This window comes from Zunongwangia pacifica, assembly GCF_023499215.1.
Taxonomy (GTDB): domain Bacteria; phylum Bacteroidota; class Bacteroidia; order Flavobacteriales; family Flavobacteriaceae; genus Zunongwangia; species Zunongwangia pacifica.
In genome coordinates this window covers 30183-56514 of record NZ_JAKHSK010000015.1, presented here as the reverse complement: position 1 = coordinate 56514, position 26332 = coordinate 30183, and the positions used below count along the sequence as shown (strand labels likewise).

The following is a 26332-nucleotide window of genomic DNA, read 5'->3' as shown; positions in this document are numbered from 1 at the left end:
TGATCCTAATAGTTTTGATAAAATTTTCTAAGAAATGCATTCTCAATTGATAAAGAAGTGCAGATACACCAGATATTGATCAATAAAAATTTGATTTTAATTAAAAATAATGAATGAATGGATTTCCATGTTAAAACCAAATAAAAATGGATAAATATCATATGGCACAAAAAGTAAGTTTAGGCTACCTGCTTTTTATAAGGTTTTTGTCTTTTTACAACAGCACATATACGTAGCACTAGTTTATTTCTAACATTGTTTAGAACAAGCATTTTGTTTTTTCCTTCTTCTGCTTTTCGGTGGTAATAGACCTTTAGGTCAGGATCGTGCCGCACAGCAGCAAGGGCGCACATATGTAGTTGTTTTTTGAGGGTTTGGTTAGCAATAGGATGTGTTTTGGATTGCTTGTGAACACTTGATCCAGAAGTATGTTCAAAGGGTACAACACCACAATAACAAGCCAATTGTTTCGGATTGGTATAACGAGTAAAGAAATTTGTAAAAATGGTAAAATATAAAGCTGTAATAGTGCCTATTCCAGTCACCGAGGTTACCAAGCCTATGGTACTATTGAGCTGGTTATCAGAAAGGATAAGCTCTTTTAATTCCTCCTCAATCCGTTTAATTTCATTAGTAAAACATTTGATTGTTTTTTTAATGTTTTTCTCAGCGAGTTTACCCAGCTCTGGATCAAAAGCCTTCATTTCATTAGGATGCTTTTGTAAATCAGCTTTAAATTGCACCAATTTTTCACGGATCTTAATCAATAGTTTTACCTTCTCCAATACCAAAGGAATTGGTGTGTACAACTCTAATTCATTACTGTTTTTTTCAGCATACTTAGCTATTCGTATAGCATCAACCTTATCATTTTTACCCCGTTGTATACCGATGCTTTTAGCAATCCTCAAAGACATCTCTACACAGAAATTAGCTTGTTTTTCTGCCAATTTAGCTATAATGATCCGCCCATACACTCCGGTATGTTCCATACAGATAAGAGTATCTTGTAAAGGATACTTTTTATTCTTTAATAACCGAAGAAAAGCATTCACCCCTTTGCCTGTATTTTGAAATTTAAAGGAGGTGGGCGATTGATGCTGATCAATAATTGCAACATCAAAAGTACTTTTAGAAATGTCGATACCGACAAAGTAAATAAAATTAGAATGGACCATGATTAAAAAATTAAAATGAACAATTAATAAGAAATACAATCAACAATCTGAACGCTTATCTAATCCCTGTTAATAGGCCTAAAATCCTGAATTTCCATCTGATGCTATTTCAGATAATAACCGAGAAAGGATGTAATCAATAGTTCTAAGTCTGAAAACTTTGAAGAGCAATTCAAGCGCCTTAACCGGTTGATTGTTATTCACTATCACAAAGATCTTTATCTCTAAGAGAATAACTATAATTTATTGTATAACAAGAGTGTTGAAATGTAAAGAGTTTAACCTGAATGCCTATCGAACCCCAATAATTAGGTCTTTAACCTGGATTTCCATTTGATACTGTTCAGAGAAAACCGATAAAGGATTTTTAATAAATAAGCCTCGAACTTTGGAGTGCGTATAAAGCACCTTTATCGGCTAGATCGTTATTTATTATTATGGGGAATTACTTAAAGAAAAGAGCCTTAGTTGATAAGTTATCTAAACCAATAATAATCCCTAAACAAATAACAAAGCTAAACTAAGGGAATAGCAAGAGGGTAACACGCTGCGCATGTTACGTCTAATATAATCCATTCATTTTAAGCTACTTGTATTTTTTTATCTATTGAATTTTATCTAATTTTTGCGTGAAAAAACTTCGGAATCCTTATAAACAGGCAAATTTTTCATGCAAAAATGACGATTATATAATTTCAATTGGGTTGATAAGATGGACTAAGTAAATTACCTGAGTTCAAAATTTTAGCTCATTTTACTAAAAATTGATTTAAGCACAGTAAAAGCGTTGGTTTTTTAGTAAAAAATGGATTACTTGACAATAAATACGCTTACCACATTTGCCTCGTTTCGGTAAACCTCAATTCTGCAAAAGAGGTGCGCTTGAATATCTTGGACCCAAACCTCACTGGTTCGATTTGCATCCGCCTGGAAACTTCAAAAAATCTTTTCGTTACACTTTTTAGTTTGCATTCCCTTTTTTCTTGCCAAAGAAATAGACTCAGAATCGACGGATTGCATAAAGCCGGTTATAACCTATTTATAAATCCTTGATTCGATTCTGAATCTACAGGATATGTTTGGCTCAAAAAAGGGAATGCAAAAGCACAAATAGAATTATTTAGGACAAGTAATTGTTTTCACGATACCATATATTTAATCAAAAAGAGGAAATGTTAAGGATAAAAAACTTAATTTCAGATTAATTAGAATATTATTATCTTTATCAAGACGAAACAAAAAAGCACAAATTTGTGGTTCACAAATCGTCAACATAGAAAAAAATCTTTAGCATTTACAGGCTTTTTGTGACATCGGTGAATCCTGCCGGGGTCACAAAAAGGGATGCTATTTTAGCATCCCTTTTTTTTAAAACCTTCTCTTTCGTTAGTAAATTCTTCAATTTTTATCTCAAAATTCCTATTTATTACTTTTTTTAGTATGGTTCGAACTTTTCAAAAGGATGAGCTCATGGTATTCGAACCAAAGTTTTTGTATCCTTTTAGTGGCATTTCTGTCTACTTTATGAACTCATTCACGGAGTAATTATTAAAGAGAATACTGTGAAGATGACTAATATGATGAACAACAAAACCTTATACAAAATAGCTTTTGGCCTGGCCCTGTTTACGATAGTTTATAATGTTGCAGAAGATTTAATTTCGACATATCTGGGATTTGAAGATGAAAGCCTTGCACTTTTGGTTTCGGATCCGATAGTTTTATCGAGATTATTTTAGGATTTGGAATAGCCCATATGCACGTAAGAATTCAGAATTATTCCCATAGCAAACTAGATAATTTCGAACGAACAGCATTAAGAATTATGGGAATTGCGTTTTATATTTTGGTTTTTTGGCTTGTCATTACCAGGATTTACAATATTTGGACAAGGCATAAACCATTCACAATATTCTGGGGTGTAGTTGTTTCAATAATTTCAATCCTAATGATGTGGATTTTGGGGATGTGGAAAAGAAGCGTTGAATGAAAGACAACTTAATTTTGCACCGATTTTGGTTGATACGAATTGTATCGTGATCTGTGTATACATTTCCATAATCCTTTTTGTAAGCAGAGGTATTTATGAGTTGTTCGAGATTCCATACATTTACAGTAAAAGAACACTCGGTCTTTCCTATTTTGTTTTTAAAGAAGGTCGGGAATGTTTTGAAAAAGCAAAAAGTGACAAAGATTGCTGTTTTGACTGAATAAAATTCAACATCAATGATTGGAAACTATAAAATTATACGATTGTAGCAAACTACAATGAAACCATTCAATACAATAGACAAAGATGATACAGTATAAGAAACCTCATATTTGAAGTGTTTAATTATGCTCTTTACGTAAAACAAGATCTAATAGCTGATTCGTGAATGGTATTACAATTTAAAGTGGCACAGCACAGGCGTGTTTTACACCCTCAAATGTATTTTGGGCATTTCCAATGTTTTAATTGAACCTAAATCATTGAATACAAAATCTTGATAATGTTTTATATCCTTTACCATCACCTTTAATCTAAAATTATATTCCCCTGAAATATTATAACACTCACAGACATACTTGGAAGCCGTGATATCTATAACAAATTGATGGTCTATTTCTTTAGTATGCTCTTTTAGAGTAATATCGCAGAAAAAGATAAGTCCTTTTTCAACTTTTTCTGCTTCCACCAATGCCACGTATTTTTTGATTATTCCTTCCCTTTCCAAGCGTTTGATGCGGTGCCATTGGAATGTCATAACTCACACGTACCTATTGACTTAATTGAACTGTGTGCGAAAAAAAAGTTATGGTGGGCACAATTGATGTAGCAACGAATGCTATCGAAACCCCCGAAAAAGTGGCCGATACATTGCGTAAAGTTCTTGAGTTTGTAGATATCGAAAACCTTTATCCCTGTACCAACTGTGGTATGGCACCTTCGTTCAGAAACGTAGCCAGAGTGAAGTTAAGTGCTTTGAGTACAGAAGCTTAAATTATACGCAAAGAATTTGGGATTTAGTTCTAATGTATGAATTGATAAATAATTTAGGATCAACCAAAAAGTATAGAAAGAGGACATTGAAGAAGTTATTAGTAATATTAAGTAAAGTAGGTTTCGACAGTTTTCTGTTAATGATAGGCATGATGGTTCTACTGGCCTATTTTTACTCCAGCTTGGATTGGTTAAAGAACCTGTTTCGCTGGGGGAGATGGTCAGTGCAGGCGTAGCATTGATTTTTTTGTTTTATAGCCTCTATTTAGCTGTTATTCCTTTATGACTCAAATCATAAAACAAAATTAACATATCCTTTAGTTTTACTATCAGATTTTAAAAACAGATTATTTATGAAATCAATTGTAAAAACTGGGTTGGGCGTTGTTTTAGCACTTTGTTTGGCAAGCTGCGGAAATTCAGATAAAAAAAAGGACGAAGACGGCATCCGTCTTAACGATTATGGTTCACCCGGGACCGAAAAAGTAGAAAAAAAGTCTTCGGCTAAGGTTGAGGTCGATATGTCCAACAAGGGAGTTGGTCCCATAAAATCGGTATCTATTTCTTCTAATATCGATACTGAAATGGCCAAAACCGGCAGCGAGGTTTTTAGTAAAATGTGTACCGCTTGCCATAAAATGGATAAGAAATTTGTAGGTCCATCTTTAGGCGGAGTTACAGAACGCCGCTCGCCAGAATGGATTATGAACATGATTCTTAGCCCTGAAAAAATGATAAAAGAAGATCCTATTGCCAAGCAACTTATGGTAGTATCGAACATGGCAATGATGGCTAACCAAGGTCTTAATGAAGAGGAAGCACGAGCAATCTTAGAATACTTTAGAGAACACGATAAAGCTAATTAATTTTAGCCATTTTCAGCAATTATAATAATCCCCGTTTGGCCACTTCCATGGAGTAGCTAAAATTTACATACCTATTTCACTAATCAAACTATTTTAAAAATTAAACCTAATGAAAAGATATATTTCACTCACGATCTTGGGTATTATTGGGCTTATTTTACAATCCTGCGGCAACCAGGATTCGGCTTCAAAAAAATCTGGCGCTATTACTTCTAATGCGGCAGAACGTGTTTATGTAGCCCCGGGAGAACATGATGAATATTATGCATTTTTATCTGGGGGCTACAGCGGTAATTTAACCGTCTATGGTTTGCCTTCCGGAAGAATGCTTAAAGAAATTCCTGTTTTTTCGCAATTTCCTACCAATGGTTATGGCTATTCAGAAGAAACAGCACCTATGCTAAATACCTCATTTGGTATGGTGCCATGGGGAGATGCGCACCACCCTGATATTTCGCAAACGAATGGCGAGCTGGACGGGCGATGGATTTTTATAAATGAAAATAATACGCCAAGAATAGCCCGTATTAGCCTGGAAACTTTTGAAACTGAAGAAATCATTGAAATTCCGCATAGCGCAGGGAATCACTCTTCTGCTTATGTTACAGAAAATTCGGAGTATATCGTTGCGGGTACCCGTTTTTCTATTCCTTACCCACAGGAAGATATGGCTATCGATAAAATGAAAGGCAATTTTAAAGGACCACTTACTTTTATTGCTATTAATGATGAAGGTAGGATGAATATCGATTTTCAATTGGATATGCCTGGTTTTAATTATGATCTTTCTCATCCCGGGCGTGGCGATTCTCATGGCTGGTTTTTCTTTACTACCTATAATACAGAAGAAGCGCACACCATGCAGGAAGTAAATGCTTCCCAAAACGATAAAGATTTTATTGCCGCGATTAACTGGAAGAAAATTCAGCAATACGTAAAAGATGGTGGTGGTGAAGAAATTGAGGCGAAATATGCACACAATGTTTTCGATCATCATACGCAAACCGCAACCAGTACGATTGAAAAAAAGGTGCTGCGTGTAGATCCAAGAAAGGTAGAAGATGCAGTATTTTTTATGCCTACACCAAAATCTCCACACGGTTGTGATGTAGATCCTTCTGGCGAATATATTGTAGGTAACGGGAAACTATCAACAAATCTTACCGTACATTCTTTTTCCAAAATGCTAAAAGCTATAGAAAATAAAGATTTTGATGGTGATGCTTATGGTATTCCTATCCTTAATTTTGAATCGACTTTAGCAGGCACCGTTAAAGAGGGTGGTTTAGGACCTTTGCATACCGAGTTTGACGGGAAAGGAAATGCCTATACTACGTTTTTTATTTCTTCTGAAGTTGTAAAATGGAACCTTAAAACCTTTGAAGTATTAGATCGCCAACCCAGCTATTACAGTGTAGGGCATCTTATGATTCCCGGTGGGAATTCCAGAAAACCTTTTGGTAAATACATGATTTCTCTAAATAAAATCACAAAAGATCGCTATTTACCAACTGGCCCAGAATTAGAACATTCTGCACAATTATTTGATATTTCTGGGGATAAAATGGAACTACTTTTAGATTTTCCAACTCATGGAGAACCTCATTACGCCGCAGGTATCCCAGCTGAAATTATTAAATCGAAATCCAGAAAAATTTATCGCTTAGATGAAAACGAACACAAATATGCCGCAAAACAGGAATCTGAAACCAGGATGGAAAGGGATGGCAACGAAGTGCATATTTATTTAACTACCGTAAGAAGCCATTTTTCCCCAGATAACCTAGAGGGTATTAAAGTAGGGGATAAAGTATACTTTCATGTAACAAACTTAGAACAGGATTTTGATGTTCCGCACGGCTTTGCCATGATTGGAGCAAATACATCTGAGCTATTGATTATGCCAGGCCAAACTAAAACCATTATCTGGGAACCAAAACGAGAAGGTGTATGGCCGTTTTATTGTACCGATTTCTGCTCGGCACTTCATCAGGAAATGCAGGGTTATATAAGGGTTTCTGGTAAAAATGCCAATGTTCCATTAAAATGGACATTAGATGACGAAGAAATTAAGTAATCTAATTTGTTGAAATTTAGTTAGAGGGAAAAGCAGGCAAATTGCGGTTTGCCTGCTTTTTAAAAACTTTTACTCATGAAGCAATCAGGAATTTTAATGATTATTGGTTCTGCTTTATTACTTGGCCTCTTTGTATTTCCGCTTTGGAATATCCAACTTGAGGCACCACAGTATCCCGATCCTTTGGGAATGGATATTTACATAGGCGGAATTCAAGGAGAAGAAGAATTCGATATCCAGAATATAGACGGAGTGAACCATTATATCGGTATGAAAAAAATACCAACTCCATCTGAAATGTGGGAGTTCAACATATTTCCCATAGTGATTGGAATTATGGCAGCGTTGGGGATTTTATTAGGTATTTTAGGATATTTAAAAAAAATAAATGTCAACTGGTTTTTAGGGTGGTTTATTTTAATGCTGGTGTTGGGAATATTAGGAATGATAGATTTTAATACCTGGCTTATCAATTATGGAACCAATCTAGATCCTAAAGCGATTCTTAAGTTAACCGATGCTCAGGGTAATCCTTTAAGTTACAAGCCACCCCTATTTGGATCCCAAAAAATACTGAATTTTACGGCACATTCTTATCCTCGTGGAGGAGCTTATTTTATGTTATTAGGGATGTTATGCGTTTTAATCTCGTGGTGGACCGCTAAACGTGTAAAAAACTGAAACTGATGAAAAAGCTATTTTTTATAAGCATTTTACTGATTTTGGCCGCTTGTAATACCAAACCGCAGGCTATTAATTATGGTAACGATCATTGCGATTTTTGCGAAATGACGATTGTAGACCAATCTTTTGCAAGCCAGGCGGTAACAGATAAAGGCAAACAATATAAATACGATGCCATAGAGTGCATGCTACAGGATCAATTACAAAATCAATATACAATCGCTACGAATCTAGTTTCAGATTATAAAAATCCTGGGGAAATGCTAAATGCTTATAAAGCGATGTTTGTAATAAACGACAGTATAAAATCACCAATGGGAGGTAACATTGCAGCATTTAAGGATAAAAGCAATAAAGCAGGAAAATTGTGGAGTTGGAATGAACTTCAAGAAAAATATAGCGACCATGATTAAACAATTACATCGTGTTTTTTTTTATCTGAAATCTAAATTTCTATGTGTTGCGCTTATTGGTTTTATGATTGAAAATATCGCAGCACAAAAAATAATAGTTTGTGAAAACTGTGAAGTTAATAGTCTACAGACAGCCATTCAACAAGCCGAAGCAAACGATACTATTTTCATAAAAAACGGAATTTATAAAGAACACGATGTTATTATTGATAAGGCTTTACATATAAAAGGCGAAAATTATCCGGTGATTGATGCTGAAATGGGGGGGATGGGTTTAAAAATTAAGGCTGAGAATTTTTCTGTTGAAGCTTTGAAAATTATCAATGTAGGCACCAGTCATACTAAGGATTTTGCAGGCATTCTGATTTCTGAAGGCAAAAAATTTGAATTAAAAAACAACATTTTGGACGATGTTTTTTTTGGAATTTTAATTGAAAGATCTTCAGAAGGGATTATTTCAGGGAATAGAATTGAAAGTAATTCAAAAGAACAGGCAACTTCTGGCAACGGTATACATATCTGGAAATCTGAAAATATACTTGTAAAAAATAATACGGTAAAAGGTTTAAGAGATGGTATTTATTTTGAATTTGTAGATAAATCGAAAATCATCAATAATACCTGTAAAAATAATTTACGGTATGGACTGCATTTTATGTTCTCGAATAATGATTTATATAAATCCAACGTTTTTGAAAATAATGGTGCCGGTGTAGCAGTAATGTATTCAAAATTTATTGATATGCAGCATAATCACTTCAGGAAAAACTGGGGTAGTGCTTCGTACGGACTTCTGCTTAAAGAAATAACAGATTCAACATTAAAAAATAACAATTTTGAAGATAATACCATTGCAATTAGTGCCGATAATACTAATCGCATAGATTTTCTGGAAAATGATTTCAAAAATAATGGTTATGCCGTAAGAATACGTGGTGCGGTTTACGATAATAAATTTAAGCGAAACAATTTCTTATACAACTCTTTTGATGTTGCTTACACCGGGAAACTTAATAATAATGAATTTCTGAACAATTATTGGAGTAATTATTCTGGTTACGATTTGGATAAAGATGGGATTGGTGATGTTCCTTTTAGGCCGGTAAGTTTATTCTCTTACGTGGTAAATAAAACCCCTGAAGCAATTATACTTTTAAGAAGTATGTTTATTGATCTGCTTAATTTTTCAGAAAAAGTCTCTCCTATTTTTACTCCGGCAGATCTTATAGATAAACAACCTAAAATGAAAAAGATAGTATGGTAACAATTACAAATCTTCATAAACAATTTGGGAACCTAAAGGTTTTAAATGGCTTAAACCTCCAGATTACAGAAGCAGGCATTATCGCTATCTTAGGCCCTAATGGTTCTGGAAAGACTACTTTAATAAAAAGCATTTTAGGGATGGTGTTGCCACAGCAGGGAGAAATAAAAGTAATTGATAGTAAAGTGCATAAACGCTATGGTTACCGACAAAAAATCGATTATTTACCGCAAATTGCTAATTTCCCTAGCAATTTAAAGGTGAAAGAACTTATCGAAATGGTAAAGGATCTTCGTGGCCAGTCCACACGAGATAAGGAATTAATTCAACTTTTTAAGTTAGAACCTTATCTAGATAAAAAGCTTGGTAAGCTTTCTGGTGGGAGCCGGCAAAAAGTAAATTTAGTTTTATGCTTTATGTTTGATAGCCCTCTAATTATTCTGGATGAACCAACTTCTGGACTAGACCCTGTTTCACTTATCCGGTTAAGGGAGCTTATTCAGCAAGAAAAAGTAAAGGGGAAAACCATACTTATCACCTCCCATATTATGAGTTTTGTGGAAGAAATATCAGATAGAATTATTTTTTTACTAGAAGGTAAAATTTATTTTAAAGGCACGGTGAACGATTTAAAAACCGTAACCGGAGAGCCAAATTTTGAACATGCAATTGCCAACATTTTAACCAGTAATCATGCTTAAAATATTAAAGTATAGCTTTTACGATTTATCCCGTAGCCGCTGGAGTTACGTATACTTCTTTTTCTATTTGCTTTTAGGAGTTGTATTACTTTTTTTAAATAACGATCTGTCTAATGCGGTAATTACCTTAATGAATGTTATCATTATTTTAGTACCGCTTATCAGTACCATTTTTGGGGTGATGTATTTTTACAATTCGCGCGAATTTACAGAACTTCTTTTAGCCTTACCAGTTAGTAGAAACAGCATATTTTTAGGACAGTATTTTGGTTTGGCCATATCTTTATCAACTAGCCTTATTTTGGGCCTTGGCCTACCTTTTATAGCTTATGGAGTGTTACAATCTGGTGCAATTTGGGATTTTGCCTCACTATTAATTTCAGGAGTATTTTTAAGTTTAATATTTACCGCATTGGCTTTAAATATCGCTTTATCCAACGAAAACAAGATAAAAGGTTTTGGGTTGGCGATTCTACTATGGTTGTTTATGGCTATAGTATATGACGGACTTTTTTTGGTGGCATTAGTTTATTTTCAGGATTATCCATTAGATAAGTTTTCTTTAATCACGATTATGCTTAATCCAATAGATCTTTCGCGTATTCTTATTTTGCTGAAGTTGGACATCTCGGCTTTATTAGGATATACCGGAGCTGTTTTTAAAGATTTTTTTGGAACAGCTTTAGGAACTATCATATCTTTTTCAGTATTAATTTGTTGGGTTATTTTACCGGTTTGGCGAATAAAATATATTTCTGAAAAAAAAGATTTTTAGCTAAACTACCTCAGATGGAAGTCTTATAAACCTTGAACAAACTAGTTGAAAATTTGGTGAATTTTTATATGAACTTGCAACAAAAAGCTGGACTTTAAGTTGAGTGACTATGTTGCTAGTTTTTGATGATGCATATCTATTTCAAATTCTTTAATGGTTCTGTTTCCTAAATAGGAATGGCTTCTTCTGATATTGTACCAGGTTTCTTTCCATTGAAATGAAAGATAGATAATTATGCCTTTGATCTAAGTTTATATTTATGCCAATATACCCAATCTACTTTTAGAGATTTAAAAAAGGATTCCGCTTCGGCATTGTTCCAGCAGTTTCCTTTTCCCTAATACTATTTTAATATACTTCTTTTAGATGTTTTAGAGTGAACTGAGCTGCTGACTCTAACTGCTCAGTAAGCTCTCAGTTATCTAATTGACTTATAATTTAATTTTTTAACTTCTGTGTTCAAGTCAATGGAAAATGAAATAATTTTCTCAGGAAGATTCGGGTATATCAGCAGTTTCATTATGAATTAAGGTGGAAGATAGTCATCTCTCCAGTGGGAACGGTTACAATTCTTTTACTGCTATGTTTACAGAATTTTTTTTGCTCTAAAAATATCCAAAATAACTTTTAGGCTATCTATCCTAAAATATTTTAGATTAAAAGAATTGTTATGAGTTCACTCATAATTTAAAAGCCAGCAGTTCTTCAACTTTGTAACGTAGAATTTAAAAATCATCGTTATGAATATGTTACAAACAAAAACAGTAGGTCAAATGGTTACTCAAAATGTTAAAGCCGCACATGTTTTCAAAAAGTATAATATCGACTTTTGCTGTGGTGGCGGGATTAGCATCCAAAAAGCCTGTGATCGTGCTAATGTTTCTTTTGAAGATGTAGCACAAGATCTACAAAACCTTGATCATATTAAAGATCGTGCTACAGATTATAATAACTGGGAGTTGGATTTTTTAATCGATCATATTATCAATATCCATCATAGATATGTTGAAGAAAGTATCCCAATGTTAGTGCAATACGGTACAAAAGTAGCTAAAGTACACGGTGATGGCCATCCTGAATTGCTGGAAATCCAAGCGCTTTTTGCAATGGTCGCTACAGAGCTTAGCGGGCATTTACGAAAAGAAGAGCTCATTTTATTTCCTTTTATCAAAAAAATGCTTCAGTCCAAAACTGAGAATACCGAATTAGCTCATCCACAATTTGAGAAAGTAGATAATCCTATAAAAATGATGGAGGCTGAACACGAAGAAGCGGGCGAAATTTTAAGAAAAATTGCCAAGCTTAGTAATAACTATACACCACCTGAAGGTGCCTGCAATACCTATCGTGCTTTTTTCTCTAAATTAGATGAATTTGAACAGGATCTTCACCATCATATACATCTGGAAAATAATATTTTGTTTCCTAAAGCCCTTCAATTAGAAAAAACGATTCAGTATTCCGAATAATATAGCCTTTTTGGCTGGGTTCACTTATTAAATACCTAATCTGAAGCAAAACTTTTGGTTTTGTCTCTTTTTAAACTTTTTATATGACTAAAGAGAAAAAATTGTGGCTCACCTTTATTTTGGTGATGATTGCATCTTTCGCAGTTTTGGGCTATTACGGCTTTAAAATTTATCAGGAAGCGCCTCCGCTACCAAATAAAATTGTAACTACTGATGGAGAAAAAATTTTTGATGGACAAGAAATTAAAGATGGGCAGAATGTCTGGCAAAGTATAGGCGGGCAGGAAGTAGGATCAATATGGGGTCATGGTGCTTATACCGCTCCAGATTGGACGGCAGATTGGCTTCACCGGGAAGCATTATTTTTTTTAAATCATTGGGCTAGAGAAGATTTTGGCAATGCTTATGATCAGTTAGGGGAAGAGCAGCAGGCTGCACTGCAAAAGCGCTTACAACTAGAAATAAGGAAAAACACCTATGACGAAAAAAATAGGACGATTACTATTTCTCCTTTAAGAGCCAAAGCAATTGCATTTTTAAGCGATTATTATGCGGGGCTATTTATGGGAAATCCTGATTTGGATGAATTAAGATCGGATTACGCGATCCCAAAATATTCTATAAAAGACCAGGATAAAATGTATAAAATGAATGCCTTTTTCTTTTGGGCATCCTGGGCTGCAATTACAGAACGCCCAGATAGTGAAGTAACTTATACCCATAATTGGCCGGCAGATGATTTAATTGGGAATAAAGCTACGGGCGATTTAATAATCTGGACGGGATTCAGTATCATTTTATTACTTTTTGGAGTGGGGGTGATGATCTTTCATCATGCACGTCTTAAGGAAGAAGAAACTCCAGAAATACCCAAAGAAGATCCGCTAATGCGGCAAAATATTACCTCATCGATGTATGCTGTAAAAAAATATATGTGGGTAGTGAGTTTATTGATTCTTATTCAGGTAAGTTTTGGAGTGATTACCGCACATTATGGGGTAGAAGGCGATGCTTTTTATGGTCTTGACCTGGCTGATATTTTACCTTATTCCATTTCCCGAACCTGGCACGTACAGCTGGGGATTTTATGGATCGCAACTGCATGGCTTGCCACGGGACTGTATATAGCCCCCGCAGTTTCTGGGAAAGACCCTAAATTCCAGGTTTTTGGAGTTAATTTCTTATTTATCTGCCTGCTTATTATTGTACTGGGGTCTATGGTAGGACAATGGATGGGAATTATGCAGAAACTGGGGCTAGTAGAAAACTTTTGGTTTGGCCACCAGGGTTATGAGTATGTAGATTTGGGACGTTTTTGGCAGATATTTTTATTTGTGGGCCTTTTTGTGTGGCTTGCGCTTATGGTGAGACCATTAATACCGGTCTTAAGAAGAAAAACTTCAGAAAAAAATCTACTTATTATGTTTCTGGTATCTTCTGCCGCTATTGCTTTATTTTATGGTGCAGGGCTTATGTGGGGTAGACAAACCAATCTGTCAATTGCAGAATATTGGCGGTGGTGGGTGGTTCACCTTTGGGTAGAAGGCTTTTTTGAGGTTTTTGCTACGGTCGTCTCGGTATTTCTATTTGTAAGATTAGGATTGTTACGGACAAAAACTGCAACTTTAAGTGTGTTGCTAGCTACTATTATTTTTCTTTCTGGTGGGATTATAGGTACTTTTCACCACCTCTATTTTAGCGGGACTCCAACTGCGGTAATGGCGCTGGGTGCTACCTTTAGTGCGTTAGAAGTAGTTCCGCTGGTACTTATTGGTTACGAGGTTTATGAAAATTATAAATTAAGCCGCGCCACCCGGTGGATTAAAGATTATAAATGGCCTATTTACTGCTTAATTGCTGTAGCATTCTGGAATTTTCTGGGAGCAGGAATATTTGGATTTGTGATTAATCCACCAATTGCTTTATATTATATGCAAGGTTTAAATACCACGGCCGTCCATGCTCATACCGCTTTATTTGGAGTTTATGGAATGCTGGGAATTGGTTTGATGCTTTTTGTGTTGCGCAGCCTTTACCGTTTCCAGATATGGAATGATAAATTACTTCGTTTTTCGTTTTGGAGTATTAATATAGGTTTATTGCTGATGGTTGTATTAAGTGTGCTCCCAATTGGGCTTTTACAAACTGTAGCCAGTGTAAACCACGGGATGTGGTATGCAAGGTCGGCAGAATTTATGCAACAACCAGAAATGGCTGTTCTTAAATGGTTAAGAGTGATAGGAGATACTATTTTTGCCATAGGCTTAGTAACTTTTGTTTGCTTTGTATTTAGTCTTAAAAAGGATAAAAATATTCCTGATAATAAAAGCAGGCTGGAATAATGATTATAATAAAAAAATTTGAATTCAATTCTTGTTGAAATCACAAGAATTGAATTCAGGTTTTTTTGGATATTTTAGAGAATGCTTCAATTAAAGAAACATATAAATATTGCACTACTTTACTTTTTGATGGTTGGAGCTATGGGGGTCTTGCTTCGGCTTTTTTATGTAACGCCTGTATTAGTAAATTATCGATATATCGTTCATGCACATTCTCACGTAGCCTTACTGGGTTGGGTATATTTGGCGATATCGACCATTATTTACAGAATGTATTTTTCAGAAAAAGTAGTAGATAAAGCTTATCAAAAGATATTTCTGCTAACCAATATGAGCATTTTAGGAATGATGTTTTCCTTTCCCTTCCAGGGCTATGCTTTATTTTCTATTATTTTTTCAACACTTTTTCTAATTGCTTCTTATTTGCTGGCATGGTTTTTTTTAAAAAAGGTTCCCTCTAATTTTAAAAAAAGCTGTTCCTACTGGTGTGTTAAGGCCGCACTCTGCTATATGGTTTTGTCGAGTCTTGGTCCTTGGGCTGTTGGTGGGATAATGGGTACTCTGGGTAAATCCTCGATATGGTATAAATTAGCGATCTATTTTTATTTGCATTTTCAATATAACGGATGGTTTATCCTGGCGCTGATTGGAGTACTATTTTTTATTGCAGAAAGGGTTAAAATCGATATTCCCAAACAAAAATTTTTTCGTTTTTTCTGGTTAATAAATGCAGGTATTGTTTTCAGTTTTTTCTTATCGGTTTTATGGCTGAAACCTCCTGCTATATTTTACTGGCTTGCTGCACTTGGCGCAATGTTACAAGTGGCCGCTTTTTTTGAGTTTTTTTACATAATTAAAAAGATATGGAAATACCTCCAAGATCAACTTACCGTCATAAGCGCTTTATTATTGAAGATAAGCGCAGGATGTTTAAGCATAAAAATTTTACTTCAGTTATTTAGTGCATTGCCTTTTTTCGCTGAATTATCCTTTAAGTATACCGATTTTGTGATCGGATATTTACACTGGACCTTCTTGGGTGTTATAAGCTTAGCACTATTCGGTTTTTTAAATCATTTCAATTTTATAAAAATAAATCGCGGGCAATTTTGGTTGTATGTTACCGGTTTTATATTATCGGAAGGTTTAATTTTTTATAAAGGTGTATTCTTATGGATGAGATGGGGCTTACTTAACAATTATTTTGAGATACTGGTTGGGATTAGCGCGCTGATTCCTGTTTCTATAGGGATTATTTTATTTCAGAATTTAAAAAGAAAAGCGACTGGAGATAATGAAAAATGAGATGTGATTTTATACTAAAACAAGTTATTTTTATAAAAACTAAAAAATGATCGAAACAGGGATACTTTTAGAATTTGGTGCTCAAAAATGCGAATATAATAAAGGGGATCGGTTATTTGGAGAAGGCGAGATGGCCCAAAATTACTACCAGGTGATCTCCGGTGAAATTAAAATGAATAATTATAATTTAGACGGAAAAGAATTTATACAAGGAATTTTTAAAGATGGGCAAAGTTTTGGGGAACCCCCTTTATTTGCAGATGTAAAATATCCTGCTAATGCTGAAGCTATTGTAAATTCTATAGTTTTCAAATTGTCAAAAAAACATTTTCTCGATTTACTTGCTAGAAACCCGGAAATTCATCTTAAAATAACCCAGACACTAGCTAAAAGACTTTTTTACAAAGCGATTATGGTTTCAGAAATTTCTAGCCAAGAGCCAGAGCATCGTATTTTAAGAATTCTTGATTATTTTAAAAACCATGTTCATAAAAAGGAAGTTCCCTTCAGTTTTAAAGTAAATCTAACCCGCCAGCAAATTGCTGACTTGACAGGTTTACGTGTAGAAACGGTGATCCGGGCCATGAAGTCATTAGAGAAAAAAGGAGAACTTAAAATTATTTCGAGAAAGGTTTATCGATAAAATGGAAATTGGATAATATGATATGCTTGTAAAATACAATGAACGCTATTAAATTTATTAGAAGGTATTTAAATTTAAAAAAAGCGTGCGTATCTATTAGCTTAGTAACATTCTTTACAAAAACTACGGAATTATCAAGCGATGTCCTTTTGCTTAATATTACTCGTCAGTTAAGGGTATGGAAATATCTCCCATGAAATTCATCCTTTCCAAATTCTAATAATCTAAAAAAGATGTCTTTAAGGGGATGTAACTGAAATTTGATAGTATTATCATTTACTTCATCTTTTATATAAAACCAAAAGGAAATTTCAGCAAATCAGTTTTTAACCAAACACAATGTCGACTTGAATTTTCACTATGCCAAAACTATTGATAAAGAATTTGGTGATTTTGGAGTTGGAGCTAAAGAAATTTTTGAATCAATAAAAAGTTTTAAAAAAACGATCAAGATCTTTGGCTGCTCATCTATAAGAAACGAAACTATCATCTAAGGGGCAAAAAGAGTCAATAGAAACCAGTATGGGGCATAAATTAATTATATCCGAGTAAAAGTAGCAACTTCATAAAATTCCTTACTAAAAAAGTGGAACAACAATTTTATCAATTTAAAAATGTAGCACAGGTCTTAGAAAAATTGTTCGCCCTTTTTTGCATCTCTACCGCAATGATGATTTACTGTGGATTCATTGTGAATATTTTAATCTTCATAATTAATTTTGAAGATTAAAATGTTTCTTGATCTTCCAGGATATTATTAATAATATTTATTTTTCCCTCTTTCAAGTATAAATATTCAAGTTAAAGGATTCATCTCGTTTGGTTCGAATGCTTAGTGCCAAATATGTATCAGTTTTTGGAGGCGATTCTATCAAAAAAGCATTTAAAAAAGCGCATACCGAATATTTAAATTTCTTAGAGATGAATGCCGATTTTTCAGGTGGACAAGAAGAGATAGCAGAATACGAGTATCTAAAAAATAATCCAAAGAAGGCTATTAAAGCCTATGAAACCGCTTTAGCCTTTGATGATTATAACAATAATGCACGTTTAAATCTTGCTTATTTATACTATCAACAAAACGATATAAAAAGAGCAGCTAGATTATACGATAAAGTGATTAAACAAGAGCCCGATAATAGTTACCCGTATTATATGTTAGGTTTGCTGTTTAATGAATTAGGAAAAGACAAGGCTTCGTTAAATTACTTAAAACAAGCGAGTGAGCGAGAACCCTTTAATTTTAGAGCTTATTACAATTACGCCCTAAAATTGTAACAAAAGCAGCAATTTTCAGAATCATTAAATGTTACAAATAGAGCTTTACAGGAATTACCTGATAATTCTGAATTATTGTATGTAAAGTTAATTGGGTTAATGCGGCTTAATAAGATAAACCAAGCCAAAAAAGTGTGCCAGGAATTAATTAGTTTGAATCCGGAGAACCAAAATTTTCAGCAAATTTTAGTCCAAATTCAAAATAGCAAGCAGTAATTAAAAGGGGTATATTAATTTGTTAAACAGCCAGTATACCTGCCAAAAGCTTTAAATCCTCTATTAATTGGTTCGAGTTTTGTACCATCGGGGTCACTACAAAAGATTTCATAATCAATAGTACGTGGAAAGTTTAGATCATCATTGATTCTTTTTAAGACAGTCTCCTTATCAGGTTTTTGATTTGTTTGACATCCAATCACAGGGATGATAATGAATATGAGAAATAGTTTTTTCATAGTATAGTGGTTTTAATATTCCTCGATTTTTTTAATAATCCGCTCCAGGGTTTCAATGGCTATTTGTTTGTCTCGTTCTTCTGCTACATACGATTTGCTGCGCATACCATCGTAGGACAGGTCTTCTTTATAGGGGGTTGATAAATGAGGGACTATAGTTTTAAATACCTGGCTCATGGATTTTGCAAACAATATTCGTAGCTCATCGGAAGCACGAAGGATAAGCCCTATCTGGTCAGTAGAAAGCATACAAAGCACTTTCTGCTTCTCCTTTGCGGTTGATTGCTTTTCTACTGGGTTTTCCTTTTTACTTTGCAGCGGGACAACTGATAGATGTAATTTCTTTTCTAGGTAAAGAATCTCTTGTGTAAACCAATTTCCCAAAATTGTTTCCAGATCATGATAGTTAGGGTTCAGTACTAAACCTGGCTTGCGATGTAATTGGTTGAAAGCTTTGTAATAGTATAGCAATCTATCCATTTTCTCAATAGAATTATCACAGCTATTAATACATTGAGAAATACGTTCAGTAAGTAAATTAATGTAGCCTTTACTGTTGAAATTTAAATAGATTAGTAGCTCATCAATAGGAGAAAAAGCTTCATTATTTACTGAATTCCAATCTATTTCTTCCAACCCCCGTACCAGATCTTTTTTGTAAAAAATATCTCTAAAAGCTATTTTATATCTCAAGTTGGTGTCTGTAAAACGATATAATCGCTTTAATACAATATCCATAACAGGATTTGTAATTCTTTTATGTTTTGATTTTAATCTATCCAATTTTTTCCTGAGCTCTTTACGTGTTACCGAAAGATAGGTTTCTGGGACCTCTTCTTCAGGGCTTAGATAATTGGCAAAGTGGGTTTCTATGAAAGAAAGAAGTTCGTCAATATTTACAAGTAAGTTTTTATAGGTATTCTTTAAAATTAATTTCCTTGGGATTGCCGCTTTTTGATTTTCTAGTGTTTGATTTAATAATATGATAAAGGAAGAGTGGTATTGTCTGATAAGCAGTTTTATTTCATTTTCCTTGTTTGTGGAAAAGACCTGGCTTTTTATGAGTAGTTGTAAACGAAGATTTTCCTCAGAAATTCGGAGGATAATATTATTTAACTGCACATCGGTAATTGCCTCTATATCTGTTTTGGAGGGGTTGAGCGTGACTGTAATAAGTAAATCTAGCCATTCTAAAGGATATGATTGATGTTCATTTTTCAAGACAATTTGTTTGCGGACTCTATTCTTACAGTTAATTATATATTCTTCCTTTTTATAATATTCAGGTTGTTTTATAGGATTATAAATTGATTCTATCCATAGGATTGCCGGGAAATGATATCACTAAAAAACGTAGGTATTCTGAGTGTCTATTACAAATTTTATGAGATTGTTTTTTTTCAATTTTAATCCCTTCATTTTGTTTTACAACAATTTCTTTTTTGTTGAGTAGAAATGTTGCAACGCCTTCAAGAATATAAAAGAATTGCGCAGTTTCATTATGATAATGTGTTTGTTCTTCCGTATTTAGTGGCATTTTTTCTTCTTTGATGATGACTTGGTCTGATTGTATTAATGTCCAAGCATCACAATGATTTCCCCATGTGTAGTGAGGGGTATTTTCTGTATTTGTAATCATAATTTTTAGAGGTTATAAGTCATCTGTATAATGTCTTTTGCTTTTCTCCTGTGAAAATTTTCGATTGTTGTAATCTCCTGATTTATTTCTGGCTATGGATAATGTATTCCACGCTTCGTTTTTCAGAATTTTGGCAATGAAAACCATCTGACCAATATGATATGGGTAGTGAGCTAATTGTCTATTAATGGCTTCTACTACGGTATGGCCATCATTCCGTATATAAATAATTTTTTCCAAGTCTTTTTCTGATAATTGTTCAAGCGTAGTTAAGAGACATTCCCATCCTTTATTCCAATAGTTCATCATTTCTGTTTTGTTCAAAAATGAATTCGTAAATTCAGAATCCCTATTACGCCAGCCCTTTTCTCCATCTGTGGTTAGAAAATCGGTAAATCTTGATAACATATTTCCTGCAATATGATTTACTAGAATGGCGATGCTATTGCTTTCTTCATTGTATTGCCAAAACAATTGTTCTTCAGTTAGTTGTTCCATCGCTTTTTCTCCTAACATTTTATAATAGAGAAACTGTTTTTTAATGCTTTCCAAATAACTATTCATCTCTTTTAGTTTTGATTCTATTTTTTAATTCTTTAACGGAGCAAATACCTACACCTATCCCTTTCAATTCATCGATACCTTTGGGGTAAATTCCGGAGATAGTCTCAGGAACAATACTAATATGGTAATCTCTTTCACTAGCTTCATATATGGTAGTTCTGGGGCAATTGGGGAAATTGCAGCCTGCAATCAACAACGAATTGATTTGATGACTGGTAAGCCAATCATCTAATTGTGTGCTATAGAAAGCTCCCCAGCGAGGTTTATAGACTATAAAATCATAAGGGGCTATTGGTATAATCTGACCGTTTAGCAGCGATATATCTGAATAATTTTCTGCATTTTCGGGTAATAATTCCGTAACTATTTTAGCTCCATTACTACTCGGGGAAACGATTTTTTTACCATCTTGAAACAAGCTCTTTCTGCATAGCTCAGCATTACTGCCATCCTCTTTATAAAGTCTAATGACGTGGATGACCGGAAGTTGGCAGTTACGAAATACAGATGCCAGTTTGGCAATATTTTCCGTAACGTCTTCGGTTCCCTGTATATATGATGCACCATCTTTTTTTGCAAAATCCTTTTGCATGTCAATGATGATCAAGGCACTCCTATTCCAATTCATTTTTGTGTATTCCATTTTCTTACTGGATTTTATAATGTACTCTTACTTTACTTACTTTTCCTTCATTATTCAATTCCATATATTCTGCCGAAAAGGAGTTATTTACACTTCGGTAAAACAAAACGATTGAATGAGATCCTTTGAGTTCGTGATATAATTCAAAGTGCAGGTCGGGGTATTTTTGCAGGGCTTTTGAAAAATAATCCTTTAAATCACTTTTATTGGAAATTTTACCTTCTGCGTTTATTCCCATTTGCTGGATAATAGGAGATACAAAATCAATTTTTTCGCTGTAATGCTCCATTATTTTATTCAAATCGTGACTGTTCCACGCCATGAGCCACTCCTGTGCAAAATCTGTATTCATATCCGTTTATTTTAATCGACTGTTTTGAATAATTTCTTCTGAACTCAATCCAAACATTGGCGGTGTCTTTACATCCAACAGGTTCAGATAAATATAAAGCTGTGCTCTGTGATGAATTTCGTGTTCGGTCATTGCACGAAGCCACTTCCATACCGTAATAGGTGTATTGGCTGGTGTCAGGCATTTTCGTTGCAAATCATCATTGCTAAGCTTTTTTAAAATGGCTAATGCTTCCTCGTGTTTCTCATTAAAATACCCGATTATCTCATTGTATCCATCTGCTAATTCTTTACCACAACCGCTATAGCTACATGGCTTTCCTAAAATGGTTTCGGCAAACATATATCTTTCTATTGCTGCAATATGACGTATCTGGTCGGCAATGGTAAATTTGCCGGGCTTGTATGCCCAATCCATATATTTCGGTGGAATAACGGCAATCAGGCGATTGGTGCGTTGCCTGATTTTTTCGTAGTACTCCAGAAAATTTTCCATATTGGTTATTTCCATACTTATCCTTTTTAATCATTTATAATTCTATCGGTTTCCCTAGAGATGTAAACCATTTCTTTAAAATCGGGTGCTGTATAACTGAAGTCAATGCATTCTTTGGCAAAACCAAGATGAATTCGGTCTATCTCAAAAATGCCTTTGACATACTGTTCCAACGCAAATTCAATATCGTCTGCCAGCATATAGAAATACAACCACTGAAAACCTTCTTCTTCCGAAAAAAAAATGTTTTCGATATAGACTTTTTCGTTTTCAATGGTTTGCAATAATTCTTCTTTTCTACTGTTAAGCGTTTGCATCCATTGATGTAATTGCTCAACTTTTTCAGGTAGAATACGGTATTTGAAGAGTTTTCTTTCCATTGCCTAATCTATTTGTTTGTCAGGCGCTTTTTTAGATAACTGCATTAAGGTTACTAATGAAGTTGCCGCTAGTGTTTCCTCGCCTTTATTCGTAATACTAAATACATCCGAACGTACCACAGTAAGTACTTTTCCGTTTTTTACCACCTGCGCTTTAGCCACCAATTGTTCTCCAAAAGCGGGATTTAGATAATTCACTTTTAATTCAACCGTAGTAAAGTAACTGTCTTCCGGTTTTGCCGAAGCTCCGGCATAACCAGAGGAAACATCTACTAAAGTAGCAATGGTACTGCCGTTGAACATTCCTGCGGGGCGAGCCATAAATTCTTGTTTAGCAACGGTAATTTCAAAATAGCCCTCGCCAATTCCGGTTATTTCTGCTCCAAATAATTCCATCATTTTGGAACGGTTAAAACTTTCCTGTAATTGCTTTTTTCGTTCGTTACTGATTGTTTTCATAGAACCAATTATTTAAAAATTCATTCATAAGTGTGTTGCACGTACTTGTGTTTTGTACCCCTGTATGGATTTCTGCTTCAGATTGTACATAAAGAAGCGGTTCTATGTCTTCTTTTCCATTTTCAAGCATTTGCAATAAGCTGGTTTGTGTTACTTCCAAATGAAATTGAAGTCCTATTACATTTTTATTGTAGTAAAAAGCCTGATGCGCATTAGCTTCTGAATACAATAGGTCTAAACTTCCGTTATCAGGAATATCGAACCGGTCTCCGTGCCAGTGAAAGACGATGGGTTTATTGCTGAACAGCTTATAAAACCAAGGTAGCTTTTTACTTTCTTCGGTAGGGAAAACCGGAAACCAACCTATCTCTTTATGAGTGGCAGGAGTTACTTTTGCACCTAAACAATCCGCAATGAGTTGTGCACCCAAACAAATTCCCAATACTTTTTTGCCTGCGGCTATACAGGATTTGATAAACAATTTTTCTGCCTTTAACCATTGATATACCGATTCTTCGTGAATACTCATTGGGCCTCCCAGTACAATCAAGGCATCTATCTCTGAAATATCAGGTAGTAGAAACCCGGGATCATAAAATTTTGTGGAGGATATTTTGTGTTCTTTGTCATCCAACCAGATTTTAATGGCTCCTAAACCTTCAAAGGGTACGTGTTGTAAATAATGGACATTCATAGGCATGCTTTATTTTCATTCCAATAATAACTGTCAGGGTACATACGCTGCCCGAAGACTGCTGTGCCCACCCTGACTATTGTAGCCCCTTCTTTTATGGCTGTTTCTAAATCTGCACTCATTCCCATTGACAATTCCTTCATTGCCACGTTGGGGATATTTAAAGCAATAATTTCCTGCTGTATGTTTTTCAGCAAGCGGAAACATTGACGGACTTTTTCCGTTTCGGCACTAAATAATCCTATGGTCATTAATCCTTTTATTTTTAGTCTATCGAATTTTGCTACTTGTTGCACCAAGTCAATAGCTTTGCTTGGATGTACACCGAATTTACTTTCTTCATTAGAAGTGTTTACTTGTATAAAAACCTCTATTTTCTTGTTCTCAAATTCCAATCGCTGTTGTAATTTCTCTGCTAAGTCCAACCGGTCAAGGGATTGAATGCAAGAGACCTCATATTTTAAAATTTCTTTGATCTTATTGGTCTGTAAATGCCCGATAAAATGACTGATGTGCGGGGTGCCTTTTAAGGCATCGTATTTAGCTTTCAATTCCTGCACTTTATTTTCGGCAATCAATGTTTGTCCTAAATTTAAGGCTGCTTTAATACGCTCTGCCGAAACGGTTTTGGTGGCCAATAGTAATTTTACCTCACTACAATCACGATTGCTTTCGGTACAGGCGTTTTGTATTCGCTGTTGAATAGTTTGCAGGTTATGTATTATTTCACTGTTCATATTGCATTGTTTTTTCCTGTTGCTCTAACTCATCCAGCAACATAGATTTTATAAGTGTGTAGGTATAATCTTTAGCTTCAGCAAATGATAGACTATAATCCCTTTTAATAGTTTGTATATTTTCGGGAAATACAGCCAGCAATTTGTTGTAATAGCTGTCTAATAATTCCTTGCTAGGCAAGCTGTATTCAATCCTAATCTGAAATCTCCTTATCAGTGCTGTGTCAATCATTTCCTTATGATTCGTGGCGCAAATCAATAAGGCATTTTCAGGGAAATAATCCATTAATTGGATAATGGTATTTACTAATCTTCTCATTTCCCCTACATCCTTTTCATCGCTTCCTCTTGCTTTGCCTACTTGGTCAAATTCATCTAAAAACAACACCGACTTTTCTCTGCCTGCTTTATCAAAAATCTGTTTGAGGTTTTTTGATGTTTCCCCTATTCGAGAACAGACAATATTGCTCAAATTGAGTATAAGGATGTTTTTACCCAAACTACTTGCAATAGCTTTTGCAGTCATTGTTTTACCACATCCTGAACTGCCGTGAAACAAAATTTTATTATTAACAGGCAGCCCGTATTTTGATAGTTCGTTAATGTGTTTGTGTTCCCTAATGAGTTGCTTTATTTGATTTTGATTTTCACAGTCAAGTAAAACTTCATCAAGGAGAACCTTTTCTTTATCATTTATAAGCAGATCATATACATTCATAAATTTATTGCTATCCTAAATATTCATTTTTCGAAAATGAATATTGGTTGTATTTTCTAAAGTTTTAATTCCTAATTGAGGGACTCTTTTTTCGAGGCTTGCCCCAAAATTTTAAAAAGGTGGTTCGATTCATAAATTGTGGAATCGCCCCAAGGTTATTGATTTGAGGTCGGAAATGGATTTGAACCATTGTAAAGGATATTGCGTATCCTTGCCTAACCACTCAGCCATCCGACCTTTTATGTTATTTCAACAGCTATTTGCTGTATAAATTATTTCTTTTTATCTCCATAAGTCTTTCCGGGTGTTCAGGAGATTGGAAACCGAATTTGCTATATAGTGCGTGTGCATCGAGTGTAGCCAATAATATCCTTCTCATTCCTTTTACGTTGTCTAAACTCATTATATATTCCATCAGTTTTTTGGATAGTCCTTCTCCTCGGTGCTGTTCCAGAATATACACATCTGCCAAATAAGCAAATGTGGTATAATCTGTAATCAGTCTGGCGAAGCCTATTTGTTTGTCAGCTAGAAACACCCCGATACAAAAAGAGTGCTGCAAAGCTTTTTCAACCAGTTCCTTCGAAATTCCTTTAGCCCAATAGCTCTCCATGCATAGAAATTGGTGAATAGCCTGGATATCCATATTGTTATACCCTGTTTTTATGCTGTAGTTTTTCCTCAATTCCATCCCATTTTTTCTTTTGTATTTACAATGTGCGCCAAATGATGTTTGCAGTGCCAACTGTATTTGTCCATTGCCTGAGCTATAGTCTGTTTTTTTTTGGAGTTCAGGATGAAAAAAGGATTTTTGCCAATCCTTTTCTTCCAGATTTTCCAAAAGAGCAACCCAGCGCTCATGAATCCCTTCGAGTATTTTTAGAGAAGGGGCAATGTCTGTTAGTTTGGCATCAAACAGGTCTGCCCAAGGCTTTTCTGCAAAAGGTTTAATACTTGGATTTTCTTCGGTCAACGCAAATTTGATACGTGCAAAACAATTTATATTACTGTCTGCCAGATGATGAATGACCTGCCTGACTGTCCAAACATTTTCCCGGTACGGGGTGTCCAATTGAAGCTGCGTGAGCGACTGTACTTCTTCTTTGATACGGAAAGGCAATGATGCAATAGTAGCAATCCATTGTTGTTGCATCTGCTGAGGTAATTCCAGGTTTTCTATATATCGGCCTATTGGATATTGATCTTTTTCATTCATAC

At 34.7% G+C, this 26332-nt stretch carries 27 protein-coding genes and 2 pseudogenes; 13 read left to right on the top strand and 16 right to left on the bottom strand.

Annotated elements, in window-relative coordinates; all coding sequences use genetic code 11:
* Positions 1 to 179 precede the first annotated feature (179 nt).
* Positions 180 to 1178 (bottom strand): IS110 family RNA-guided transposase, encoded by a 999-nt coding sequence (locus L1967_RS11770; protein ID WP_249601824.1) that lies wholly within the window; start codon positions 1176 to 1178, stop codon positions 180 to 182.
* A 2417-nt stretch (positions 1179 to 3595) separates the two neighbouring features.
* Positions 3596 to 3925, bottom strand: a complete 330-nt coding sequence (locus L1967_RS11765) for an Lrp/AsnC family transcriptional regulator (protein ID WP_249601823.1) — start codon at positions 3923 to 3925, stop codon at positions 3596 to 3598.
* Between L1967_RS11765 and L1967_RS11760 the strand changes: the two are divergent.
* The 8 genes and pseudogenes from L1967_RS11760 to L1967_RS11725 form a co-directional block, all read left to right on the top strand.
* A pseudogene (locus L1967_RS11760) lies at positions 3902 to 4161 on the top strand (methionine synthase); the annotation flags it as partial. The gene L1967_RS11765 and the pseudogene L1967_RS11760 overlap by 24 nt on opposite strands.
* Before the next feature lie 353 nt (positions 4162 to 4514).
* On the top strand, positions 4515 to 5027 hold the full coding sequence (locus L1967_RS11755; protein ID WP_249601822.1) for a c-type cytochrome: 513 nt from the start codon (positions 4515 to 4517) through the stop codon (positions 5025 to 5027).
* A 109-nt stretch (positions 5028 to 5136) separates the two neighbouring features.
* Positions 5137 to 7104: a Sec-dependent nitrous-oxide reductase gene (gene nosZ, locus L1967_RS11750; protein WP_249601821.1), complete on the top strand. Its 1968-nt coding sequence runs from the start codon at positions 5137 to 5139 to the stop codon at positions 7102 to 7104.
* Positions 7105 to 7179: 75 nt separating this feature from the next.
* Positions 7180 to 7785 (top strand): hypothetical protein, encoded by a 606-nt coding sequence (locus L1967_RS11745; RefSeq protein WP_249601820.1) that lies wholly within the window; start codon positions 7180 to 7182, stop codon positions 7783 to 7785.
* A gap of 5 nt (positions 7786 to 7790) precedes the next feature.
* The gene (locus tag L1967_RS11740; RefSeq protein WP_249601819.1) at positions 7791 to 8201 is read left to right on the top strand and encodes a nitrous oxide reductase accessory protein NosL; all 411 of its coding nucleotides are present in this window, start codon (positions 7791 to 7793) and stop codon (positions 8199 to 8201) included.
* Positions 8194 to 9465, top strand: coding sequence for a nitrous oxide reductase family maturation protein NosD (locus tag L1967_RS11735; protein WP_249601818.1), 1272 nt, complete (start codon positions 8194 to 8196; stop codon positions 9463 to 9465). The genes L1967_RS11740 and L1967_RS11735 overlap by 8 nt, the downstream gene beginning before the upstream one ends.
* Positions 9459 to 10166, top strand: a complete 708-nt coding sequence (locus tag L1967_RS11730) for an ABC transporter ATP-binding protein (protein ID WP_249601817.1) — start codon at positions 9459 to 9461, stop codon at positions 10164 to 10166. The genes L1967_RS11735 and L1967_RS11730 overlap by 7 nt, the downstream gene beginning before the upstream one ends.
* Complete coding sequence (locus tag L1967_RS11725) at positions 10159 to 10941, top strand: ABC transporter permease (protein WP_249601816.1); 783 nt, start codon at positions 10159 to 10161, stop codon at positions 10939 to 10941. The genes L1967_RS11730 and L1967_RS11725 overlap by 8 nt, the downstream gene beginning before the upstream one ends.
* A 107-nt stretch (positions 10942 to 11048) precedes the next feature.
* Here the strand turns inward: L1967_RS11725 and L1967_RS11720 are convergent.
* Positions 11049 to 11275 (bottom strand): annotated as a pseudogene (locus tag L1967_RS11720) (IS3-like element ISLbl1 family transposase); the annotation flags it as partial.
* Positions 11276 to 11681: 406 nt separating this feature from the next.
* Here L1967_RS11720 and ric point away from each other — a divergent pair.
* From ric to L1967_RS11695, 5 genes are all read left to right on the top strand, one after another.
* Positions 11682 to 12410: an iron-sulfur cluster repair di-iron protein gene (ric, locus tag L1967_RS11715; protein ID WP_249601815.1), complete on the top strand. Its 729-nt coding sequence runs from the start codon at positions 11682 to 11684 to the stop codon at positions 12408 to 12410.
* An 83-nt stretch (positions 12411 to 12493) separates the two neighbouring features.
* A complete protein-coding gene (locus L1967_RS11710; protein ID WP_249601814.1) occupies positions 12494 to 14752 on the top strand; it encodes a nitric-oxide reductase large subunit in 2259 nt (752 codons plus the stop codon).
* Positions 14753 to 14833: 81 nt separating this feature from the next.
* Positions 14834 to 16057: a hypothetical protein gene (locus L1967_RS11705; protein ID WP_249601813.1), complete on the top strand. Its 1224-nt coding sequence runs from the start codon at positions 14834 to 14836 to the stop codon at positions 16055 to 16057.
* A 46-nt stretch (positions 16058 to 16103) separates the two neighbouring features.
* Positions 16104 to 16700, top strand: a complete 597-nt coding sequence (locus tag L1967_RS11700; protein WP_249601812.1) for a Crp/Fnr family transcriptional regulator — start codon at positions 16104 to 16106, stop codon at positions 16698 to 16700.
* Positions 16701 to 17528: 828 nt separating this feature from the next.
* The gene (locus L1967_RS11695; RefSeq protein ID WP_249601811.1) at positions 17529 to 17978 is read left to right on the top strand and encodes a tetratricopeptide repeat protein; all 450 of its coding nucleotides are present in this window, start codon (positions 17529 to 17531) and stop codon (positions 17976 to 17978) included.
* Positions 17979 to 18208: 230 nt separating this feature from the next.
* On the opposite strand, the gene L1967_RS11690 is transcribed toward L1967_RS11695, so the two are convergent.
* The 13 genes from L1967_RS11690 to L1967_RS11630 all read right to left on the bottom strand — a co-directional run bounded on the left by L1967_RS11690 (position 18209) and on the right by L1967_RS11630 (position 26330).
* Complete coding sequence (locus L1967_RS11690; protein ID WP_249601810.1) at positions 18209 to 18433, bottom strand: hypothetical protein; 225 nt, start codon at positions 18431 to 18433, stop codon at positions 18209 to 18211.
* Between the two features lie 12 nt (positions 18434 to 18445).
* Complete coding sequence (locus L1967_RS11685; RefSeq protein WP_249601809.1) at positions 18446 to 19654, bottom strand: hypothetical protein; 1209 nt, start codon at positions 19652 to 19654, stop codon at positions 18446 to 18448.
* Between the two features lie 79 nt (positions 19655 to 19733).
* On the bottom strand, positions 19734 to 20072 hold the full coding sequence (locus L1967_RS11680; RefSeq protein ID WP_249601808.1) for a cupin domain-containing protein: 339 nt from the start codon (positions 20070 to 20072) through the stop codon (positions 19734 to 19736).
* A gap of 12 nt (positions 20073 to 20084) precedes the next feature.
* Positions 20085 to 20636: a DUF1572 family protein gene (locus L1967_RS11675; protein WP_249601807.1), complete on the bottom strand. Its 552-nt coding sequence runs from the start codon at positions 20634 to 20636 to the stop codon at positions 20085 to 20087.
* Positions 20629 to 21279, bottom strand: coding sequence for a cysteine hydrolase family protein (locus tag L1967_RS11670; RefSeq protein ID WP_249601806.1), 651 nt, complete (start codon positions 21277 to 21279; stop codon positions 20629 to 20631). The genes L1967_RS11675 and L1967_RS11670 overlap by 8 nt, the downstream gene beginning before the upstream one ends.
* Positions 21280 to 21283: 4 nt before the next feature.
* The gene (locus L1967_RS11665) at positions 21284 to 21631 is read right to left on the bottom strand and encodes a nuclear transport factor 2 family protein (protein WP_249601805.1); all 348 of its coding nucleotides are present in this window, start codon (positions 21629 to 21631) and stop codon (positions 21284 to 21286) included.
* Positions 21632 to 21637: 6 nt separating this feature from the next.
* Positions 21638 to 22141 (bottom strand): DinB family protein, encoded by a 504-nt coding sequence (locus L1967_RS11660; RefSeq protein ID WP_249601804.1) that lies wholly within the window; start codon positions 22139 to 22141, stop codon positions 21638 to 21640.
* An 11-nt stretch (positions 22142 to 22152) separates the two neighbouring features.
* On the bottom strand, positions 22153 to 22506 hold the full coding sequence (locus tag L1967_RS11655; RefSeq protein ID WP_249601803.1) for a DUF6176 family protein: 354 nt from the start codon (positions 22504 to 22506) through the stop codon (positions 22153 to 22155).
* A 3-nt stretch (positions 22507 to 22509) separates the two neighbouring features.
* A complete protein-coding gene (locus tag L1967_RS11650; protein WP_052123353.1) occupies positions 22510 to 22965 on the bottom strand; it encodes a PaaI family thioesterase in 456 nt (151 codons plus the stop codon).
* On the bottom strand, positions 22949 to 23659 hold the full coding sequence (locus tag L1967_RS11645; protein WP_249601802.1) for a type 1 glutamine amidotransferase: 711 nt from the start codon (positions 23657 to 23659) through the stop codon (positions 22949 to 22951). The genes L1967_RS11650 and L1967_RS11645 overlap by 17 nt, the downstream gene beginning before the upstream one ends.
* Entirely contained in the window at positions 23656 to 24396 is a 741-nt protein-coding gene (locus L1967_RS11640; RefSeq protein ID WP_249601801.1) for a YggS family pyridoxal phosphate-dependent enzyme, read from the bottom strand. Before L1967_RS11640 ends, L1967_RS11645 begins: the two co-directional genes overlap by 4 nt.
* On the bottom strand, positions 24386 to 25114 hold the full coding sequence (locus L1967_RS11635; protein ID WP_249601800.1) for an AAA family ATPase: 729 nt from the start codon (positions 25112 to 25114) through the stop codon (positions 24386 to 24388). Before L1967_RS11635 ends, L1967_RS11640 begins: the two co-directional genes overlap by 11 nt.
* Positions 25115 to 25370: 256 nt before the next feature.
* A complete protein-coding gene (locus L1967_RS11630; RefSeq protein WP_249601799.1) occupies positions 25371 to 26330 on the bottom strand; it encodes a YfiT family bacillithiol transferase in 960 nt (319 codons plus the stop codon).
* Positions 26331 to 26332 lie beyond the last annotated feature (2 nt).

Bases quoted from the DNA above. Each gene is read 5' to 3' on its own strand.
- L1967_RS11770 (WP_249601824.1), bottom strand. From the start codon at position 1,178: ATGGTCCATTCTAATTTTATTTACTTTGTCGGTATCGACATTTCTAAA.
- L1967_RS11765 (WP_249601823.1), bottom strand. From the start codon at position 3,925: ATGACATTCCAATGGCACCGCATCAAACGCTTGGAAAGGGAAGGAATA.
- L1967_RS11755 (WP_249601822.1), top strand. From the start codon at position 4,515: ATGAAATCAATTGTAAAAACTGGGTTGGGCGTTGTTTTAGCACTTTGT.
- nosZ (WP_249601821.1), top strand. From the start codon at position 5,137: ATGAAAAGATATATTTCACTCACGATCTTGGGTATTATTGGGCTTATT.
- L1967_RS11745 (WP_249601820.1), top strand. From the start codon at position 7,180: ATGAAGCAATCAGGAATTTTAATGATTATTGGTTCTGCTTTATTACTT.
- L1967_RS11740 (WP_249601819.1), top strand. From the start codon at position 7,791: ATGAAAAAGCTATTTTTTATAAGCATTTTACTGATTTTGGCCGCTTGT.
- L1967_RS11735 (WP_249601818.1), top strand. From the start codon at position 8,194: ATGATTAAACAATTACATCGTGTTTTTTTTTATCTGAAATCTAAATTT.
- L1967_RS11730 (WP_249601817.1), top strand. From the start codon at position 9,459: ATGGTAACAATTACAAATCTTCATAAACAATTTGGGAACCTAAAGGTT.
- L1967_RS11725 (WP_249601816.1), top strand. From the start codon at position 10,159: ATGCTTAAAATATTAAAGTATAGCTTTTACGATTTATCCCGTAGCCGC.
- ric (WP_249601815.1), top strand. From the start codon at position 11,682: ATGAATATGTTACAAACAAAAACAGTAGGTCAAATGGTTACTCAAAAT.
- L1967_RS11710 (WP_249601814.1), top strand. From the start codon at position 12,494: ATGACTAAAGAGAAAAAATTGTGGCTCACCTTTATTTTGGTGATGATT.
- L1967_RS11705 (WP_249601813.1), top strand. From the start codon at position 14,834: ATGCTTCAATTAAAGAAACATATAAATATTGCACTACTTTACTTTTTG.
- L1967_RS11700 (WP_249601812.1), top strand. From the start codon at position 16,104: ATGATCGAAACAGGGATACTTTTAGAATTTGGTGCTCAAAAATGCGAA.
- L1967_RS11695 (WP_249601811.1), top strand. From the start codon at position 17,529: ATGCTTAGTGCCAAATATGTATCAGTTTTTGGAGGCGATTCTATCAAA.
- L1967_RS11690 (WP_249601810.1), bottom strand. From the start codon at position 18,433: ATGAAAAAACTATTTCTCATATTCATTATCATCCCTGTGATTGGATGT.
- L1967_RS11680 (WP_249601808.1), bottom strand. From the start codon at position 20,072: ATGATTACAAATACAGAAAATACCCCTCACTACACATGGGGAAATCAT.
- L1967_RS11675 (WP_249601807.1), bottom strand. From the start codon at position 20,636: ATGAATAGTTATTTGGAAAGCATTAAAAAACAGTTTCTCTATTATAAA.
- L1967_RS11670 (WP_249601806.1), bottom strand. From the start codon at position 21,279: ATGGAATACACAAAAATGAATTGGAATAGGAGTGCCTTGATCATCATT.
- L1967_RS11665 (WP_249601805.1), bottom strand. From the start codon at position 21,631: ATGAATACAGATTTTGCACAGGAGTGGCTCATGGCGTGGAACAGTCAC.
- L1967_RS11660 (WP_249601804.1), bottom strand. From the start codon at position 22,141: ATGGAAATAACCAATATGGAAAATTTTCTGGAGTACTACGAAAAAATC.
- L1967_RS11655 (WP_249601803.1), bottom strand. From the start codon at position 22,506: ATGGAAAGAAAACTCTTCAAATACCGTATTCTACCTGAAAAAGTTGAG.
- L1967_RS11650 (WP_052123353.1), bottom strand. From the start codon at position 22,965: ATGAAAACAATCAGTAACGAACGAAAAAAGCAATTACAGGAAAGTTTT.
- L1967_RS11645 (WP_249601802.1), bottom strand. From the start codon at position 23,659: ATGAATGTCCATTATTTACAACACGTACCCTTTGAAGGTTTAGGAGCC.
- L1967_RS11640 (WP_249601801.1), bottom strand. From the start codon at position 24,396: ATGAACAGTGAAATAATACATAACCTGCAAACTATTCAACAGCGAATA.
- L1967_RS11635 (WP_249601800.1), bottom strand. From the start codon at position 25,114: ATGAATGTATATGATCTGCTTATAAATGATAAAGAAAAGGTTCTCCTT.
- L1967_RS11630 (WP_249601799.1), bottom strand. From the start codon at position 26,330: ATGAATGAAAAAGATCAATATCCAATAGGCCGATATATAGAAAACCTG.